15 protein-coding genes are annotated in these 15,923 nt (G+C 34.7%); 3 read left to right on the forward strand and 12 right to left on the reverse strand.

Going from position 1 to position 15,923, the window contains the following annotated elements; all coding sequences use genetic code 11:
* Positions 1–152: 152 nt before the first annotated feature.
* The 11 genes from ribH to V4538_05795 form a co-directional block, all read right to left on the reverse strand.
* Positions 153–644 (reverse strand): 6,7-dimethyl-8-ribityllumazine synthase, encoded by a 492-nt coding sequence (ribH, locus tag V4538_05745; protein ID MES2380521.1) that lies wholly within the window; start codon positions 642–644, stop codon positions 153–155.
* A 57-nt stretch (positions 645–701) separates the two neighbouring features.
* Positions 702–1,397, reverse strand: a complete 696-nt coding sequence (locus V4538_05750) for a tetratricopeptide repeat protein (protein MES2380522.1) — start codon at positions 1,395–1,397, stop codon at positions 702–704.
* Between the two features lie 44 nt (positions 1,398–1,441).
* Positions 1,442–2,431, reverse strand: coding sequence for a pyruvate dehydrogenase (acetyl-transferring) E1 component subunit alpha (gene pdhA / locus V4538_05755; GenBank protein MES2380523.1), 990 nt, complete (start codon positions 2,429–2,431; stop codon positions 1,442–1,444).
* Positions 2,432–2,636: 205 nt separating this feature from the next.
* On the reverse strand, positions 2,637–3,056 hold the full coding sequence (locus V4538_05760) for a GNAT family N-acetyltransferase (GenBank protein MES2380524.1): 420 nt from the start codon (positions 3,054–3,056) through the stop codon (positions 2,637–2,639).
* A complete protein-coding gene (gene kynU / locus V4538_05765) occupies positions 3,053–4,312 on the reverse strand; it encodes a kynureninase (GenBank protein ID MES2380525.1) in 1,260 nt (419 codons plus the stop codon). The genes V4538_05760 and kynU overlap by 4 nt, the downstream gene beginning before the upstream one ends.
* Positions 4,313–4,353: 41 nt before the next feature.
* The gene (locus V4538_05770) at positions 4,354–4,815 is read right to left on the reverse strand and encodes a hypothetical protein (GenBank protein MES2380526.1); all 462 of its coding nucleotides are present in this window, start codon (positions 4,813–4,815) and stop codon (positions 4,354–4,356) included.
* Positions 4,816–4,830: 15 nt separating this feature from the next.
* The gene (locus V4538_05775) at positions 4,831–5,733 is read right to left on the reverse strand and encodes a hypothetical protein (GenBank protein ID MES2380527.1); all 903 of its coding nucleotides are present in this window, start codon (positions 5,731–5,733) and stop codon (positions 4,831–4,833) included.
* Between the two features lie 101 nt (positions 5,734–5,834).
* The gene (locus V4538_05780; GenBank protein MES2380528.1) at positions 5,835–7,208 is read right to left on the reverse strand and encodes a nucleoside recognition domain-containing protein; all 1,374 of its coding nucleotides are present in this window, start codon (positions 7,206–7,208) and stop codon (positions 5,835–5,837) included.
* Between the two features lie 170 nt (positions 7,209–7,378).
* Positions 7,379–8,167, reverse strand: a complete 789-nt coding sequence (locus V4538_05785; protein MES2380529.1) for a hypothetical protein — start codon at positions 8,165–8,167, stop codon at positions 7,379–7,381.
* A 2-nt stretch (positions 8,168–8,169) separates the two neighbouring features.
* Positions 8,170–10,431, reverse strand: a complete 2,262-nt coding sequence (locus V4538_05790; protein MES2380530.1) for a M48 family metallopeptidase — start codon at positions 10,429–10,431, stop codon at positions 8,170–8,172.
* Positions 10,432–10,455: 24 nt separating this feature from the next.
* Positions 10,456–12,129 carry a hypothetical protein gene (locus V4538_05795; protein MES2380531.1) on the reverse strand — a complete coding sequence of 558 codons (1,674 nt, stop codon included), beginning with the start codon at positions 12,127–12,129 and terminating at the stop codon, positions 10,456–10,458.
* 40 nt (positions 12,130–12,169) lie between these two features.
* On the opposite strand from V4538_05795, the gene yidD reads away from it, so the two are divergent.
* The 3 genes from yidD to V4538_05810 are packed head-to-tail and all read left to right on the forward strand — an operon-like array spanning position 12,170 to position 14,152.
* Entirely contained in the window at positions 12,170–12,532 is a 363-nt protein-coding gene (gene yidD / locus V4538_05800) for a membrane protein insertion efficiency factor YidD (GenBank protein ID MES2380532.1), read from the forward strand.
* Positions 12,529–13,341 carry a hypothetical protein gene (locus V4538_05805; protein MES2380533.1) on the forward strand — a complete coding sequence of 271 codons (813 nt, stop codon included), beginning with the start codon at positions 12,529–12,531 and terminating at the stop codon, positions 13,339–13,341. Before yidD ends, V4538_05805 begins: the two co-directional genes overlap by 4 nt.
* A complete protein-coding gene (locus tag V4538_05810) occupies positions 13,301–14,152 on the forward strand; it encodes a hypothetical protein (protein ID MES2380534.1) in 852 nt (283 codons plus the stop codon). Before V4538_05805 ends, V4538_05810 begins: the two co-directional genes overlap by 41 nt.
* 6 nt (positions 14,153–14,158) lie before the next feature.
* Here V4538_05810 and aspS read toward each other — a convergent pair whose 3' ends face one another.
* Positions 14,159–15,910 (reverse strand): aspartate--tRNA ligase, encoded by a 1,752-nt coding sequence (gene aspS / locus V4538_05815; protein MES2380535.1) that lies wholly within the window; start codon positions 15,908–15,910, stop codon positions 14,159–14,161.
* Between the last annotated feature and the right edge of the window lie 13 nt (positions 15,911–15,923).

Genomic DNA, 15,923 nt, shown 5'->3' on the forward strand with positions numbered 1-15,923 from the left:
AAAGCCAGTGTTCAATTGAACACTGGCTTTTTTTATTTATTGATTATCTTCTTTGTCTCCATTCCGCTTGGAATACTTTTTAAATAGTAAATACATACCTAAAAATACGGAAACAAATACAAATGCAAAAAAATAACTCATACGTTTTTTAATTAACTTAACTCTTGTTGTAAAGCAACCATTTTTAAAGCTGTTTCAGCAGCTTCAATTCCTTTATTGCCATGTTTACCTCCACAGCGTTCCTGCGCTTGTTTGAGGTTGTCAGTAGTAAGTACACCAAAAACTACCGGTTTATTACTTTGCAAGCCAACTTGCATAATTCCATGTGCACAAGCATCACTGATAAAATCAAAATGTGGTGTATCGCCTTTTATTACACAACCTAATGTAATTACTGCATCAAACTTTTTATTGTTTGCAAGCCATTGCGCACCTAAAGCCAATTCATAGGCTCCGGGGACATAGCTAATTAATATATTTTTGTCTTTAACACCCATTTCGGTCAAAAAAGCTATTGCTCCATCTCTTAATGCAAATGTTATTTCACTATTCCATTCAGCTACTACTAAAGCTATTTTAAACTTTCCGTACGCCTCGTTTGTTTTTATACTGGTATTTGATAAATTTTTTAAATGACTAGCCATGCTGTTTTTTATTTTATAAAAAAAGCCAAACAAATTGCTTGGCTTTGTAAATACTATTTAGCTGTTTTCTTTTGATGCTTTAGCTCTTGCTATAAACTTATCAATATCGGTTGCTTCTGTTGACTCAGGATATTCTGATTTTATTTTTTCATACATATCTAAAGCATTTCCCCATTCTTTTTGCTCTTCGTAAACTAAACCTGCTTTCTTTAAAAAGATAGGTGAGGTTAATTTATTTTTGCCCATGCTAGCAGCTTTAGTATAATGTTTTACTGCTTTACTATAGTCGTTTGTTTCGCTATAAGCATCGCCTAATAAACCTTCTGCTAAAGGACCTACTAATTTATTATCGGTTTTAAAATCTTCCAATTGCTCAATTGCATTGGTAAAATCTCCTTTTTGCATGTAACAAGCACCAGCGTAATAATGCGCAAGGTTTCCTGTTTTAGTCATTCCAAACTCGTCAGCAATAGCAATAAAACCTAATTTATCACCTTTACCATTCAATGCTAAATCTACTGAGTCCATTTCAAACCAAGCTTGTGCCGGATAGATAGCAACTTCTGCTTCTTTTTGTTTTGGCTCAACGTAAAATTTATTATAACAAACGTATAGTAATATGGCTCCTAAAATAACACCACCAACTATTAATATATTTTTCTTATTGTCATGATAAAATTCTTCTACTTTATGGGTTGTTTCCATTAAAGTAGCGTCTATATCTAATTCTGATTCTTTGTGCTTTTCTGACATGCTGTATTTGTTTTTGATAATAATTTAAATAATATTTTTGTTGCTTACTCTGTTATAAACGGATAGTTAGGTTCTGCGTATACATCTTCCCATAGTGCTGAACCTTCAGGGTATGGAGAGTTTTCGCTAAAATCAACCGAAGCCTGAACTTCTGTTACTATTTTTTCCTCTATACTATCCAATTCTGCTTCGGTAGCCCATTTGTTAGTTAAAATAGTTTGTTTTACTCTTTCTAACGGGTCACGCATTTTATATTCTTCTACTTCTTCTTTTGTACGGTATTTAGCCGGGTCACTCATAGAATGTCCGCGGTATCTATAGGTTTTAATCTCTAAAAATGTTGGCCCGTTTCCTGCTCTTGCTCTTTCAGCTGCTTCAGCTATAGCTGCATGAACGGTTTCTGCCTGCATACCGTCTACTTCTGAACAAGGCATATCGTAGGCTAAACCTATTTTATAAATATCCATTTGGTTGGTGGTACGCTCCACTGAAGTTCCCATGGCATATCCATTGTTTTCACAAACAAATATTACAGGAATTTTCCATAACATAGCCATATTAAAGGCTTCGTGTAATGCGCCTTGGCGCACTGCTCCATCACCCATGTAACAAACAGTAACTTGTTTGCCTCCTCTATACATATCGGCAAAGGCAATACCTGCACCTAATGGAATTTGCCCACCAACTATACCATGTCCGCCAAAAAAGTTATGCTCTTTGCTAAACATATGCATTGAACCACCTTTTCCTTTTGAACAACCGGTAACTTTACCATATAATTCCGCCATTACCGCATCAGCAGAAATACCACAAGCCAAAGCGTGTGCATGGTCTCTGTATGCAGTTATTATTCTATCGTCTTTTTCCAAAGCACTCATAGTACCTGCAACAACAGCCTCCTGACCAATGTATAAATGGCAAAAACCTTTTATTTTTTGCTGGCCATACAATTGAGCCGTTTTCTCTTCGAATCTGCGCATAAGCATCATTTGCTCGAACCAGCGCATGTATGTTTCTTTTGTGTAGCTTGTCATTATTTTAAAGGAATGCAAAAAAACAAAAAATATGCTAAGTTAAAAAGTAAGTACACTAAATTAATTCTCTGATAATCAGCTGTAGATTTATTATTAAGCCTGTTTTACTGAATATAATCCATTTGATAGCCCAAATGCTAAGCCGTATAAATTATGGCTATTTTATACATTAACAACCTTTTGTAAGATTATACCATACCTGTTTTTAAGCTTCAAAAACCATTTTTACATGTTCAATATCTGCTTCCCAAAAATTTTCGCCTGACGGCTTAAAATTATGTTTGGCATACAAAGGAGCAGCTGTTAACTGGGCATGTAAATATATTTTTCTTTTAAACGGAATGGTTTCATTTAGTAAATGAGTCACTAAAGCTGAGCCAATGCCTTTGTTTCTAAACGCATCTAATACTGCAAAACGCTCCAGTTTATAACCGTTTTCTGTTTCTCTTATCCTTGCCGTTCCTGCTGCCTGGTTATTATAGTAGGCTATAAAATGAATGCTTTCTTCTTCAAATTCATATTCAATTTCTTTTGGGCAATTCTGACCTATTACAAAAACTTCGTGTCTTATATCCCAAACTTTTTGTTGCGTTTCAGCATCGGTTATTTTTTCAATTTTTATCATTTGGAAAAATATTTACTCAATGCCTGGCCAACTAAAAACACATCTTCAAAGGTATTATACATAGGTACCGGGCTCATTCTTATTACATCAGGTTCTCGCCAATCGGGCATTATGTTTTCACTTACCAGATAGTCAAATAATTGTTTGCCATTTTCTTTTACAATAATAGAAAGCTGGCAGCCTCTCTCCTCTTTATTTTTCGGGGTTATAATGGTTAAGTTTTCTGAAAACTGATTCAGTATAAACTCTAAATAAGCCGTTAACAATTCGCTTTTGGCTCTCAGGTTTTCCATACCTGCTTCTACAAACATTTCAAGCGATGCTTTGTGAATAGCCATTGGAAAAATCTGTGCATTGCTCAATTGCCAACCTTGCGCACCTGCAATAGGTTTAAATCCTTTTTTCATTTGGAAACGTTCGCCTTCATCGTGTCCCCACCAACCTGCAAAACGGTTCAAATCAGCCGTAGCATGTTTTTCATGCACAAACACACCGCTTGTTCCTCCTGGTCCTGAGTTCAAATATTTATAGGTACACCAAACTGCAAAATCAACACCCCAATCGTGCAATTGTAAATGCAGGTTACCGGCTGCATGCGCTAAATCGAAACCGGCATAAGCACCCACTGCGTGTGCTGCTTTGCTAATGGCTTGCATATCGAAAACCTGACCTGTATAGTAATTTACTCCGCCTAACATAACCAAAGCCAAACTATCGGCATTGGCATTAATGGTTGCTATAATATCTTCTGTTCTTATGGTATGCTCTCCTTCGCGAGGCTTTAATTCAATAATAGCCTCATCCGGATTTAAATTGTGGTGTTTTACTTGTGTTTCCATAGCGTACAAATCGCTCGGAAAAGCAGCGGCTTCCATTATAATTTTATAACGGGTGGCTGTTGGCTTGTAAAAGCTAACCATCATTAAATGCAGGTTTACCGTAAGGTTATTCATAATAACTACTTCGACTGGTAAAGCCCCTACTACTTTTGCTGCGTTTTCGGTTAATAAATGGTGGTATCCAAACCACGGATTTTTAGCATCAAAATGTCCTTCTACTCCATATTTTGCCCAATCATTTAATTCTTGTTCAACAGCTGCACGAGCCGATTTTGGCTGTAAGCCTAAAGAGTTACCGCATAAGTAAACAACGTGTTTATTGTTATTGGATAATAAATGAAATTGGGTTTTAAAATGGGCTAATTTATCGTTAGCATCCATTTGCTGGGCAAAGGTCAAAGTATTCTCAAAATGCATGGGGCAATTATACTAAATGATTTATTGCCTTAATAAAAAAATTATTGCGGATAGCTTGTTACACGCAAATAATTGCCACTGTGTGTAACATAATATTGTCTGAGTGCTCTTTCTGCGGGCCCTTTACTTACGGTGCCTGTGGTTATAAAAAATTCGCTGGCACAACAGCGGCTGTTACCGGGGCCACACTGAAAATTGGAACTATTGCTACTTACATATATTTTGCTGCAGGCGCTATCTACTTTATAAGGACAGGCTCTGTCAAAAGCTATATAATCGTCAAAGTTGTTATAGATAACTATTCCTTTGTAACCAACTCCCTGCCCATCTCTATACACATAACCGCCTACATTTAAAAGCGGAGCTGCATCGGGCAATGATAAATTGATATTGATATCGAAATTAACGGGAGGAAAAAAATCGCTGTTTTGATTACTTTTATCTTTCTCGCACGATAAATTCAAAAAAATGATACCTAATATAATTAATAGTTTATACTTCATTTATAATACTCTTCTCTATTTTAACCAGGCTATAATCCTTGGTAAAAAATTTTGTTTCAGTTTAAAATAAGGCTTGTTAAATGCGCCAAACGATTTATAAAATCTTTCTATGCCTTCTTTTTCTGACCCTTCAAAATCAACCATCATATTTTTGCCTGCCAACTGTACAATTAATGCATCTATTAAATAGTGCATGGCGCCACAACTCTTACCTTTGGGATTTGCTGCACCCATGTGGTAAATAATACGGTCTTTATGCATTAAGAAAACGGCACAGGCTAATAATCCGTGTTGTTTTGTAAAAACGCCATAAGCCATTAAATAGTTTTGTTTCTTACAAATTTTGTAAAGTTTTTTAAGGGTTCTATAGTCGTTTGATTTTACGCCTTTTGTTTCTTTACCTTTATACTTTGCATAAAAATCAACTACTTGTTTATGAGGCAGGGCTTGCAAAAAAACACCTTCCTGCTTGGCCTTTTTTATATTTCGTTTTGCTTGGTCTTTATAAGCAGAGTAAATTTCTTTATAATCATTATCTATGGGTAATACGTAGTTTTTACGTGGCTTTAATTCAAATGATTCACAATCGTTTTCTTCATTTAGATTTACGTCAACGTATTTAAACTTGCTTGGTATTGATACCAGAAAACTTCTGGTTAATTCTGACTGGTTTTCAAAGCGGCTAAATACTCCTAACTGTTGTGTAAAAAAGGGCTGGTATAAATAATTAATCAGAAATTTCTTTTTATGGGTTAGTGGCATTACTGCCTCATAATCGTTGTATACCAGAGCCTCCCAGTTAGGACTCACTACATCTAAAAACCAACTGTAAGCATATATTAGCGTATTGTTGGCGTGGTCAATACAATTGTCCCACTTAATTTTATCAAGTTCGTTATGTGTTACGTGTTTTATCAAAAGTTATATGATGCACAAAAATAGCAGAAAGTAGCAAATTTTCGTATATTTTACTTTCTGTTAAACTTTACACAACTTCATGCAATTGTGTTTTTTATGGGTTAAAAATACATTTTACAAACAACTATTCCTGCTATAACACATACCAGGTCAACCAACAACATAATGCTTAACGTATAGCGTGAGTTTTTTACATTTACTGAACCAAAGTATAAAGCCACTACATAAAAAGTAGTTTCTGCAGCTCCCTGAAATAAGCACGATAAACGACCTGCCAAACTATCGGCTCCATAGGTATTCATGGCATCGAGCATAAAGCCGCGCGAACCACCTGCACTAAACGGACGCATAATGGCTACAGGAATAGCATTTATTATTTGTGGATCGACCTGAAATACTTTTAATACGGCAACAATGCCACCCATTACAATGGTCATTAAGCCTGAATTGCGAAAAATACTCAAGGCAACCAACATGGCAATCATATAAGGTAATACGCGCACTCCTGTAGTAAATCCATCTTTTGCTCCATGTACAAATGAGTCGAATATATTGGTGTTATTCAGCTTAAATATTTTCTCATGGAAAATACAATAGATAACTATTAGCAGGATGATACATAACAATACGCCATTACTTAAGTTACCTGTAAAATGAAATTTTTCTATGCCATCTAATTTATTAATATAAAATAACAACAAACTTATAATGGCACTTACTACAGTTACAAAACCTATCACCACCCAGTTAATTAAATTGATACGTTGTTTTATACTTACAAATATGAGTGCCGCTAAGGTTCCTATAAATGAAGTGATAATGCAGGGAAGCATAATATCGGCTGGATTAGCTGCGTTCTGAGCTGCCCTGTAACCAATAATGGAAGTGGGAATTAAAGTTAAACCTGCCGCATGCAAACACAAAAACATAATCTGGCTATTGGATGCTTTGTCTTTATCGGTATTTACTTCCTGCATACTTTCCATAGCCTTTAAACCAAATGGAGTAGCAGCATTGTCTAAGCCTAAAAAATTAGCAGCAAAGTTCATGGTCATGAAACCATAAGCAGGATGGCCTTTAGGTAACTCTGGAAAGACCCGAATAAAAAACGGGGCTAACACACCTGCCAGTTTTGCTATGGCATTGGAATCGTTTAACAGGTTTAACAAACCACAGAAAAAAGTGAGATAACCAATTAATGGAAGCCAGATATCCATAATGGTGTTTTTACAAATAGGGAATATTCCATCGGCTGCTTGTTTTCCTGAACATATTTCTATTGTTCCATTGTCAAGTATTCTGTATAGGGTATCGCCTTGCACATAGCCTGAAGGTTTATTGGCTATAATGGAGGCATATAAAGTAGTATCGCTTATTTGTATATTTTTTGCGGGTATTTCACTAACTATAATTGGTTCATTTTGTTTACCATTAACCATGCTGTTTAAAGTATACAGCTGACCAGTGGCTAACATAAAAAAAATGTACCCGATACTACCTACTAAAATATAAGACCAAAACCTACTTAATGCCATAATTACTAATTGTGTAACAATGGTAGCATTTTTACCACAAAGCCAAAAATGTAATTTATAGGCAGTTGTTAATATGTACTATTTACTGACTAGTAAATAAACCTTACGTGTTATAATAAATAATAAACACCCAGTCGTAAGCTAATAAGGGTATGCAAAGCAGCTTGCTTTAATATTTCTTTATTTAGATCCTCTTTTTTTAATCCACCATAGTTACTTCCCCCAAACCCTCTTCTCTCTGCATTATAATCACCCAAAGAAGAACCAGCATAGATAAACCCCGTATTCGCTTCAAAAGACAATGCACCATCTATCAAAATCTTATCAAAAAAAACTCTCCTTTTTCCAAAACGCATGGTTAAACCTATATCACTAAGCGGATCTAAATCAATGGTTTTACCTTCAATATCAACCATTTTTGGCGATATAGATTCGTAAGAAAGCCCTATAGCAAAATAATTACCACGAGGTGCTATTGCTTTAGAGGTAACTAAAGACAAGGTAAACTTATTAGAAGTGGTATAAACGTAACTACAGTCATACAGGCCGAATTCTCTGAACATACTTTCCTCATCGTAATAATCATCTTTTGAAACTAATTTTCCTTCTCCATTTAAATTACTGATAACACCCCACTTTTGGAATGAATAATCGAATGAAAGGGTGGTATGTTCGCTTACAACATAGTTTAAATCTATACGGTGTTTTATGTTTAATGCCAGTCCTGTTAAATCGGTTCCATCGGCTGCTTTAAAATCAAAAATGCTGGCAAAGGGCATTATACTCGGGGCATAGCCAATAGCCAGTCGTTTTCCTAAATAACCGGGCACTTGTGCATGGGCATTTACCAAGTACAGTAAAGAACTTACTACTAAAAATATATATCTAAATCGGGTCATTATTATTTCAGTTTAATCAGTAAATTATATAATTCAGAGGTCAGTAAATCTTTGCTGTCTCTCTCCGCACTGTACTTAATATTTCCATATTTAATTTCGCCAGTTTTAACATTATACACGGCTAAAACCAATGCATTTGAACGTTCTGGTTTGGTTAAATTATAAATGAAAAAAGGTAAATATATTCCGTAAGTAAGTACTGAATAAATGCAACCAAACAATATATCTCCGCCATCTTTTTTATCAGTAATAGCTAAATCAACAAGCATGGCTACATATTCGGTATTGTGCTTTTCTACAAAATTATGAATGGCTAAATTATCGGTTGCTAAAGGTTTAAAATCTTCGTTGTTAAAACACTCTATCATTCTCGATTTAATGAGCGTGTATTCATTATAATCATCTGAATTGTTTATTTCGGCAGGAATAATAAAATCTGCTTCGAGCTTAGCGGCTTCGGTACATTTAACAATGGTATTTTTAAACTCAACTTCTTTTTGCTCTGACTCTATATACCTTGTTGATTGCGTTTTTCGTTGGTCAATAACCAAATAGTTAGGATCTAAAAAAACCAGTTTCTTAATGCCTAAATTTTTGGTCTTTGTTATTTTTATACTGGCTTTGGTCTTTTCAAAATCCGATTCGGTATCCTCATCTTCTTTTGTTTTTTCATCAATTTTATCGGTTACATCTAAAAAATAATCTTTAAAGTCATTGGTCGATAAATAAGGTATCATAGTGTATATAGCAAAGGTTCCTTTATGCTTTATTTTATTACCGTATTTACTCTTGTTCTTTTTTGATTTCCACTCGCTTTTATTTTCAACTACCTGTTGCACATACCACGATTGTACTAAACTGTCATTATAGTCTTTTTTAAAGTAACTATACTTGGTGCTTATGTTATTGGCAAAGCTGTAAACTATGCTTTTCATATAATCGTTATCAGTTGATTTATCTGAAAAGTTATACTTTGTTTTAATATCCCAGGCCATGCGCAAGCATACAACGCTTACTTCTTCTTTGGTCATGTTATAAAAAGCATAATGCAGTTTTTGAATTTCACCCTGTACTTTATCTGGTTTTGATAAAATGGATTTACGGTAACCCTTATTAACAGCAGTAATAATCTGGTATAGACTGCGCAGTTTTGCTTCGGCCAAATATTTACTGTTGGGATTGTCTTTTTCCAACAAGTAAATGGTATATAAATTTTCTATGGGTCTAAAATTTAAACTGTATAGCCTGCACAATTCGAACCGGGCTGTTTTTTGTGTTAAATAAAAATCTTTCTCTGAAACCACAAAAAGTAATCCACCCTCTCTTTCATTGTTACCTAGATTTACTTTATCTAAAGTACGTATACGTTTGGCTATACCGGGGTGTGTGCTATTGGCATCACTTTCTTTGTCACCATCTTCTTCGTCATCGCCTGACTCTAAATTATCGTCTTTTATGGTATAATCTTGTGCAGTATCAGGCCAATATACCCTTGGTAACATCATATATGGTCTGCTTATATATGATGATGATAAAAACCTGTTTTCAAATGGTTCACCGGCATAGTGTAACATGTCTAAAGCCTTTTTAGGCTCATCCATGTTATACTGTGTTTTGGCATATAGCTTTAAGCCTTCTGCATCGGCTTCTATTTCCTGCTCTTTGTTATAGCTGTTGCTTGCAAAAATTTTATCGGCATCATCCAAGTCTTCGTACTCATCTATTCCTTTTTGTATTTTTTTTCTTTCTACAAAAATGTTAAACGAATGGCCTTTGGCATAATGTGATATTTCGTGCGCTAATATAAACGCTAATTGTGCTTCTGATTTAACATGAGCCAATAAGCCCATATTGATAAATATTTTTCCATCGCTAAAAGCAAAAGCATTTACTGATGGCGATTGTACTACATATACTTTTACTTCGTTACTTAACTTGGTATTTGATTCTAAAAGTTTATCAACTATTTTATTGATATAATCATTGACAGGTGAATTAAATAAAATTCTTCCCCCGCGCAGTAAATCGGATACAGCAAAATTCGACTCTAATAAAAACTCTTTTTTGTCTCTTAACTTTACGTTTTTATCGTTCTTACTTTTATGTTCCTGTACGTTTTGTTTGTACTGCTCGCTGGCAAAGTTGGTATATTCCGCAGGAAGATTTCCTGTATTTTTTATATTCTTATAATTATCAAAATCCTGCGATGTGGCAACTTTTATACTTAATAAAAATACGGCTAAAATTTTTATTCTCAATTTCATTCTTAATGTATGCTATAGTTTAAATTAATCGTATAAAGGCAACTCTATTTTGTTAAAATAAAACACGCTGCGTTTTTTATTTTTACCTTTTTCGTTTTTGTTTTTTATATCTAAACTACCACTTGCTATGTAATAATCATCGTACCAGTATTCTATATCGCTATTGGTATAAGAAGCTGTTATTTTATCTCCTTTTTTCTCGGTATTACTCATATCTACCTGTTTAAAGTTACGGGTATTATTTTCTTTGTCGAAAGTTTGGGTTTTTAAAATATACCCATCATTGTACACAACGGTATATTCATTATCACCGGTTTCATAAAACTTAAAGCGTTCTTTTAAGAAGAATGTCAACGGGCCGTTCACGTTAAATCCGTTATCCCAAAGCAGCTCACCTTCGTTACTAATAGCAAATATCAAAGTGCCTGAATATTGGTAACCTACAAAAACAGTTACTGTTCTGGTTTGCATTCTTCCATTTACCATTGAAACTTCTGTATGGGTTTCATATTTCGGATAATAGGTTTCTCCAAAAAATACTTTCTCATCTTCTCTTACTATTACATCGTGGAAAATAACCTGCATGGTAATATTAGCAGCCTTGCCCGTTTTAGCGCTTTTCTTAATGGCTTTATCCTCGGCTCTGGTAGTGGCTACTTTAAAGTTTTTAAATTTATTCCAAGGAATTGTTTTAAAGAATTTTTGTTTGTTGTTGGTCATCATTCCCACATAAATTCCCTGGGTAACATTTCCTGTTCCTGTTTTCATACCGGTAATAGGCCCGTAAGCACCAACTATTACTTTGTTTTCAGCATCTATGTGGTTTAGCTTTCCTTTATATACTTCAATGTTTTGTGGTATTTTAATATTTACATCGGCATTTAGCTTACCGCCTTTAATTGTCCTGATAGATAATTTAGATATTTTCTTGTACTTATGTTTAACAGTAAAGCTTAATTCATCAATACTGTCATGTTGATCAATATCTACAATTTCGCCAATTCCTTTTCCATAGTTTTCCATTAAAAACTCTTTCTTGGAACCACTTTTAGTTTTCATATCAACATTTACTATATATGGCTTGAAGGTTGGTGTGTAAAAAATAAGTGGTATATAGCATAAGCAAGCTGACAGGCAGGTAACCATTTGTAAGTCGCTTTGTGTCGGGCCTATTTTTCCGGCTAAACTAACTACGCCATTTTTAACCAGCATTTGTTTTAAATGCAAGGCTTTATCTAACAAGCCAGGAAATGTTTTTATTTCTTTGGTAGCAATGTTTAATTTAACCAACAGGTAATCTTTAAAGTAAGGATCAGTCAAAAATGTATTGCCATGTGAGTTTTTATTATTAGTAAACAAAAAATACAGATTCTCTCCTTCAAACTGGTAATCTAAAATCTTATAGTCTTTATTTATGGTAATTTTTGTTTTGTAGTCTTCTTCAAACGAAACATCTAATTTTTTAAAGATGAAATCTTTCAAACCATTTTTAGCTTTCGATTCCGGCATATAGGCAACGATTAAACCTTGGCTATCAACTGGAATAACTTTAAAGCTTGCTTCCGCATCATCCATATTTAGTTCTTTATGAATTTTTATGGCGTCTTTAATGGTTTCTGCTTCCGGAGCTTTGTTTTTTTGGGCAATTACCCCTAAGCAGCTAAAAATTACTAAACTAAATAGTATTATTTTTTTCATCTATTATTAATTATTTTGCGGAAAAATAATTTTTTTTATAATGTTTCCAAACAAATTTGTATTAATTCTGTTATTGTTTTTCGTTAAACACGGATTCTGTCAATCGGCATTAACACTTGAAAACATTATACAAGTAAAACTGAGTACACAACCTTTAGTAAAACACGTCAATAAAAAATCTCTTTTATTTCGCTTTTATAAAAATTTAATTTCATCGCAAGATGGTAACTCCTGTGGGTTTTATCCAAGCTGCTCGCAGTTTGCGGCAGAATCTATCAGTAAGAAAGGAATTGTTATTGGCACCTTTGCTGCATTTGACAGGTTGAGCAGATGCAATGGACATAACCATGAATTTTACTTGTTTCACCCCACCACTCAAAAGCTACTCGATTTAGTTCAGTGAAGTTTGTCATATTTTCATTATTGGTTTTTAGTTGGGGGTTTTCTAAAGCCCAGAATATTTTTGACTATGAGCACAACATAACTTACGCTAAATATTTATATGAGCATAAAGACTATAAACAAGTATTGGGAATATTGAATACGTTTGACTCGAATACAAATAATAAAAACGAAATAGCTATTTGGAAAGTACGGTGTTACTTAAATCTTAAGCAATATACAGAAGCTGATTATACACTTCAATCTATACAAGTAAATGTAAAGCATAAACCGGAGTATGATTTCTTATTGCTTAAAAATAGTTTATTAAGTAATAATTTCACTAAATATAATAGTTATGTATTTGACAGTACAAATGCCCTCATAGCAGAGTTGCTTTGTTACCGAGAGTTTTATACCAAAGGAATTGATAGCGCTATTGTTTATACGCAAAAAAACATACACGATACTTTATTAATGCAGTATATGGTTGGTGTTTTTAGCAAAGCCAAGCCTGCTTACCGTTATAAAAAGCCTTGGCTAGCTGCTACTTTATCCATTGTTCCCGGATTAGGGCAAGTTTATACCCGACAATATGCAGACACTTATCTGGGCTTAATTCCTTTTTATTTACATGGTACTATTGCTTACATGGCGTTTTCGCAAGCGGGGATACAAAGTATTTTTGGTTGGTTAAATACCGCTATGGCTTCGGGCTTTTATATAGGTAATATTTACGGTGCAGCACAATCAGCCAAACGTATTAATCAAATAAATTTTTTAAAAACAAATGATGAAATTAAAAAGCGTATTAGTAGCTTGGAGTTTTAGTTTGTTTTTTTCTTTTTGTTTTGGTCAAACTATTGAGCAAACAAAAACCAAAGCAGATTCATTACTAACATCAGGTTTGTATCAGCAGGCGGATGTTTTGTATGACCGTATTATTTTTTTTGCTGACAGTACGCAACAACTACAAGCATTGGAAAAAGGAGCTGTTTGCAAGGCTGCACTTAATAAATTTGCCGAGGCTGCTCAATATTATAAATTGGCAAGTAAACTCGTATCGGCTGACAGCTTGTACTATAATTTATTACTACAACAAGCTTTATGTTTGGTAATGGATGAGCAGTTTGAAACGGCTCAAAAAATATTAACAGAAATACAATTGTTTGAACCTGCTGAGTATTACAAACAGAAGTCGTTTTTACTCAATGGCATTATAGAAACGCAACAATTAAACTTTTTAACGGCTAAAATTTATTTTGATAGTAGTGCCCATTTAGTACATACCAATGATAGCATTCTACTGTACGATTTATTAAATAAAAACTACAAAGCTGTAAGCTTTAACCCTAATGCAGCATCCTTTTACAGTGCTGTTCTACCGGGCTTAGGCCAATCTGTTCATGGCGATTTTAAAAACGGAATAAACTCATTTGTTATCAATGCTGCTTTAATTACAGCTTTTGTTTATACAGGTATCCAGTATAACTTTATCAGTTCGTTCTTGTTCTTTTCTGTTTACTGGCCCCGTTTTTATATAGGAGGCATAACAAGCAGCAAGGATATTGCAAACCGCAAACTTAAAGCCATACAAAAAGAGTACTTGCGCAGCTATTTAAAAATATACCTGAAGTATTAATCGAAATTATTTAGTGTTTACACTAATTCCCAACTCATTCAATTGTTTTTGATCAATCGGGCTAGGGCCATCTATCATTACATCGCGTCCTGAATTGTTTTTAGGAAAAGCTATAAAGTCTCTGATTGAGTTTTCGCCACCAAAAAGTGAACATAACCTGTCAAAGCCAAAAGCAATTCCACCATGTGGTGGTGCACCATATTCAAAGGCATTCATTAAAAAGCCAAACTGTGCTTGTGCTTCTTCTTTTGTAAAGCCTAATACTTCAAACATTTTACCTTGTAATGTTTTATCGAAAATACGGATAGAACCTCCTCCTACTTCCACTCCATTAATAACCATATCATAGGCATTGGCTCTTACTTTAGCATAATCACCATTAGTTAAAAAGGCTATATCTTCGGGTTTTGGTGCGGTGAACGGATGGTGCATAGCGAACCAGCGGTCTTCTTCTTCAATAAACTCTAATAAAGGAAAATCAACTACCCAAAGACACGAATACACTTCCGGGTTACGTAAACCCATGCGTGTTCCCATTTCTAAACGTAATTCGCATAATGCTTTACGTGTTTTATCAACTCCACCTGCCATTAATAATAACAAATCGCCAGGCTGCGCCTGCATAGCTTCTGCCCAAGTTTTTAAAGCTGCTTCATCATAAAATTTATCTACTGATGATTTAATGGTTCCATCGGCATTTACACGTGCATACACTAAACCTGTTGCGCCAATTTGTGGGCGTTTTACAAATTCGGTTAATTCATCTAATTGCTTACGGGTATATTCTGCACAACCTTTGGCACAAATACCCACTACTAATTCTGCATTATCAAATACGGGAAAACCTGTGCCTTTGGTTAATTCATTTAACTCTACAAATTTCATATCGAAACGTGTATCGGGCTTATCGGAACCATAATATTTGGCCGCATCGGCAAAGGTCATTCTTGGTAAAGTATCAATATCAATTCCTTTTACATTTTTGAACAAGTGTTTTACCAATCCTTCAAACATGTTTAAAATATCTTCCTGCTCCACAAAGCTCATTTCGCAATCTATCTGCGTAAATTCCGGTTGGCGGTCAGCACGTAAATCTTCATCTCTGAAACATTTTACTATCTGGTAATAGCGATCCATACCCGCTACCATTAACAACTGCTTAAATGTTTGTGGTGATTGTGGCAAAGCGTAAAACTGTCCTTGGTTCATACGGCTTGGCACCACAAAATCGCGTGCGCCTTCGGGTGTCGATTTAATTAGAACAGGTGTTTCTACTTCTGTAAATTGTTGTGCATCTAAGAAAACGCGCGTTTGCTGGCTCATTTTATGGCGCAACAATAAATTATCGCGAACGGGTTTTCTGCGAATATCTAAATAACGGTATTTCATGCGCAAATCATCGCCACCATCGGTATTGTCTTCAATGGTAAATGGAGGTGTTTGTGCTTCATTTAATACTTCAAATTCCGTTACTTCTATTTCTATTTCGCCTGTAAGAATATTGTTGTTCTTGCTACTGCGCTCTATTACTTTACCTGTAATTTTTAATACAAACTCACGACCGCATTTGCGGGCTTTTTCGCAAATAGCAGCATTGGTTTCCATATTAAAAGCCAATTGGGTAATACCATACCTGTCGCGTAAGTCTATAAAAGTCATTCCACCTAAATCGCGGCTTTTTTGTAACCAACCGCTTAGGGTAACAGTTTTATCAATATCAGTAATTCTAAGTTCTCCGCAGGTATGTGTTCTGTGCATAAATGTATATTTA

It is taken from the genome of Bacteroidota bacterium, assembly GCA_040388375.1.
Taxonomy (GTDB): Bacteria; Bacteroidota; Bacteroidia; order UKL13-3; family UKL13-3; genus JAAFJM01.

Bases quoted from the DNA above. Each gene is read 5' to 3' on its own strand.
- ribH (MES2380521.1), bottom strand. From the start codon at position 644: ATGGCTAGTCATTTAAAAAATTTATCAAATACCAGTATAAAAACAAAC.
- V4538_05750 (MES2380522.1), bottom strand. From the start codon at position 1,397: ATGTCAGAAAAGCACAAAGAATCAGAATTAGATATAGACGCTACTTTA.
- pdhA (MES2380523.1), bottom strand. From the start codon at position 2,431: ATGACAAGCTACACAAAAGAAACATACATGCGCTGGTTCGAGCAAATG.
- V4538_05760 (MES2380524.1), bottom strand. From the start codon at position 3,056: ATGATAAAAATTGAAAAAATAACCGATGCTGAAACGCAACAAAAAGTT.
- kynU (MES2380525.1), bottom strand. From the start codon at position 4,312: ATGCATTTTGAGAATACTTTGACCTTTGCCCAGCAAATGGATGCTAAC.
- V4538_05770 (MES2380526.1), bottom strand. From the start codon at position 4,815: ATGAAGTATAAACTATTAATTATATTAGGTATCATTTTTTTGAATTTA.
- V4538_05780 (MES2380528.1), bottom strand. From the start codon at position 7,208: ATGTTAGCCACTGGTCAGCTGTATACTTTAAACAGCATGGTTAATGGT.
- V4538_05785 (MES2380529.1), bottom strand. From the start codon at position 8,167: ATGACCCGATTTAGATATATATTTTTAGTAGTAAGTTCTTTACTGTAC.
- V4538_05790 (MES2380530.1), bottom strand. From the start codon at position 10,431: ATGAAATTGAGAATAAAAATTTTAGCCGTATTTTTATTAAGTATAAAA.
- V4538_05795 (MES2380531.1), bottom strand. From the start codon at position 12,129: ATGAAAAAAATAATACTATTTAGTTTAGTAATTTTTAGCTGCTTAGGG.
- yidD (MES2380532.1), top strand. From the start codon at position 12,170: ATGTTTCCAAACAAATTTGTATTAATTCTGTTATTGTTTTTCGTTAAA.
- V4538_05810 (MES2380534.1), top strand. From the start codon at position 13,301: ATGATGAAATTAAAAAGCGTATTAGTAGCTTGGAGTTTTAGTTTGTTT.
- aspS (MES2380535.1), bottom strand. From the start codon at position 15,910: ATGCACAGAACACATACCTGCGGAGAACTTAGAATTACTGATATTGAT.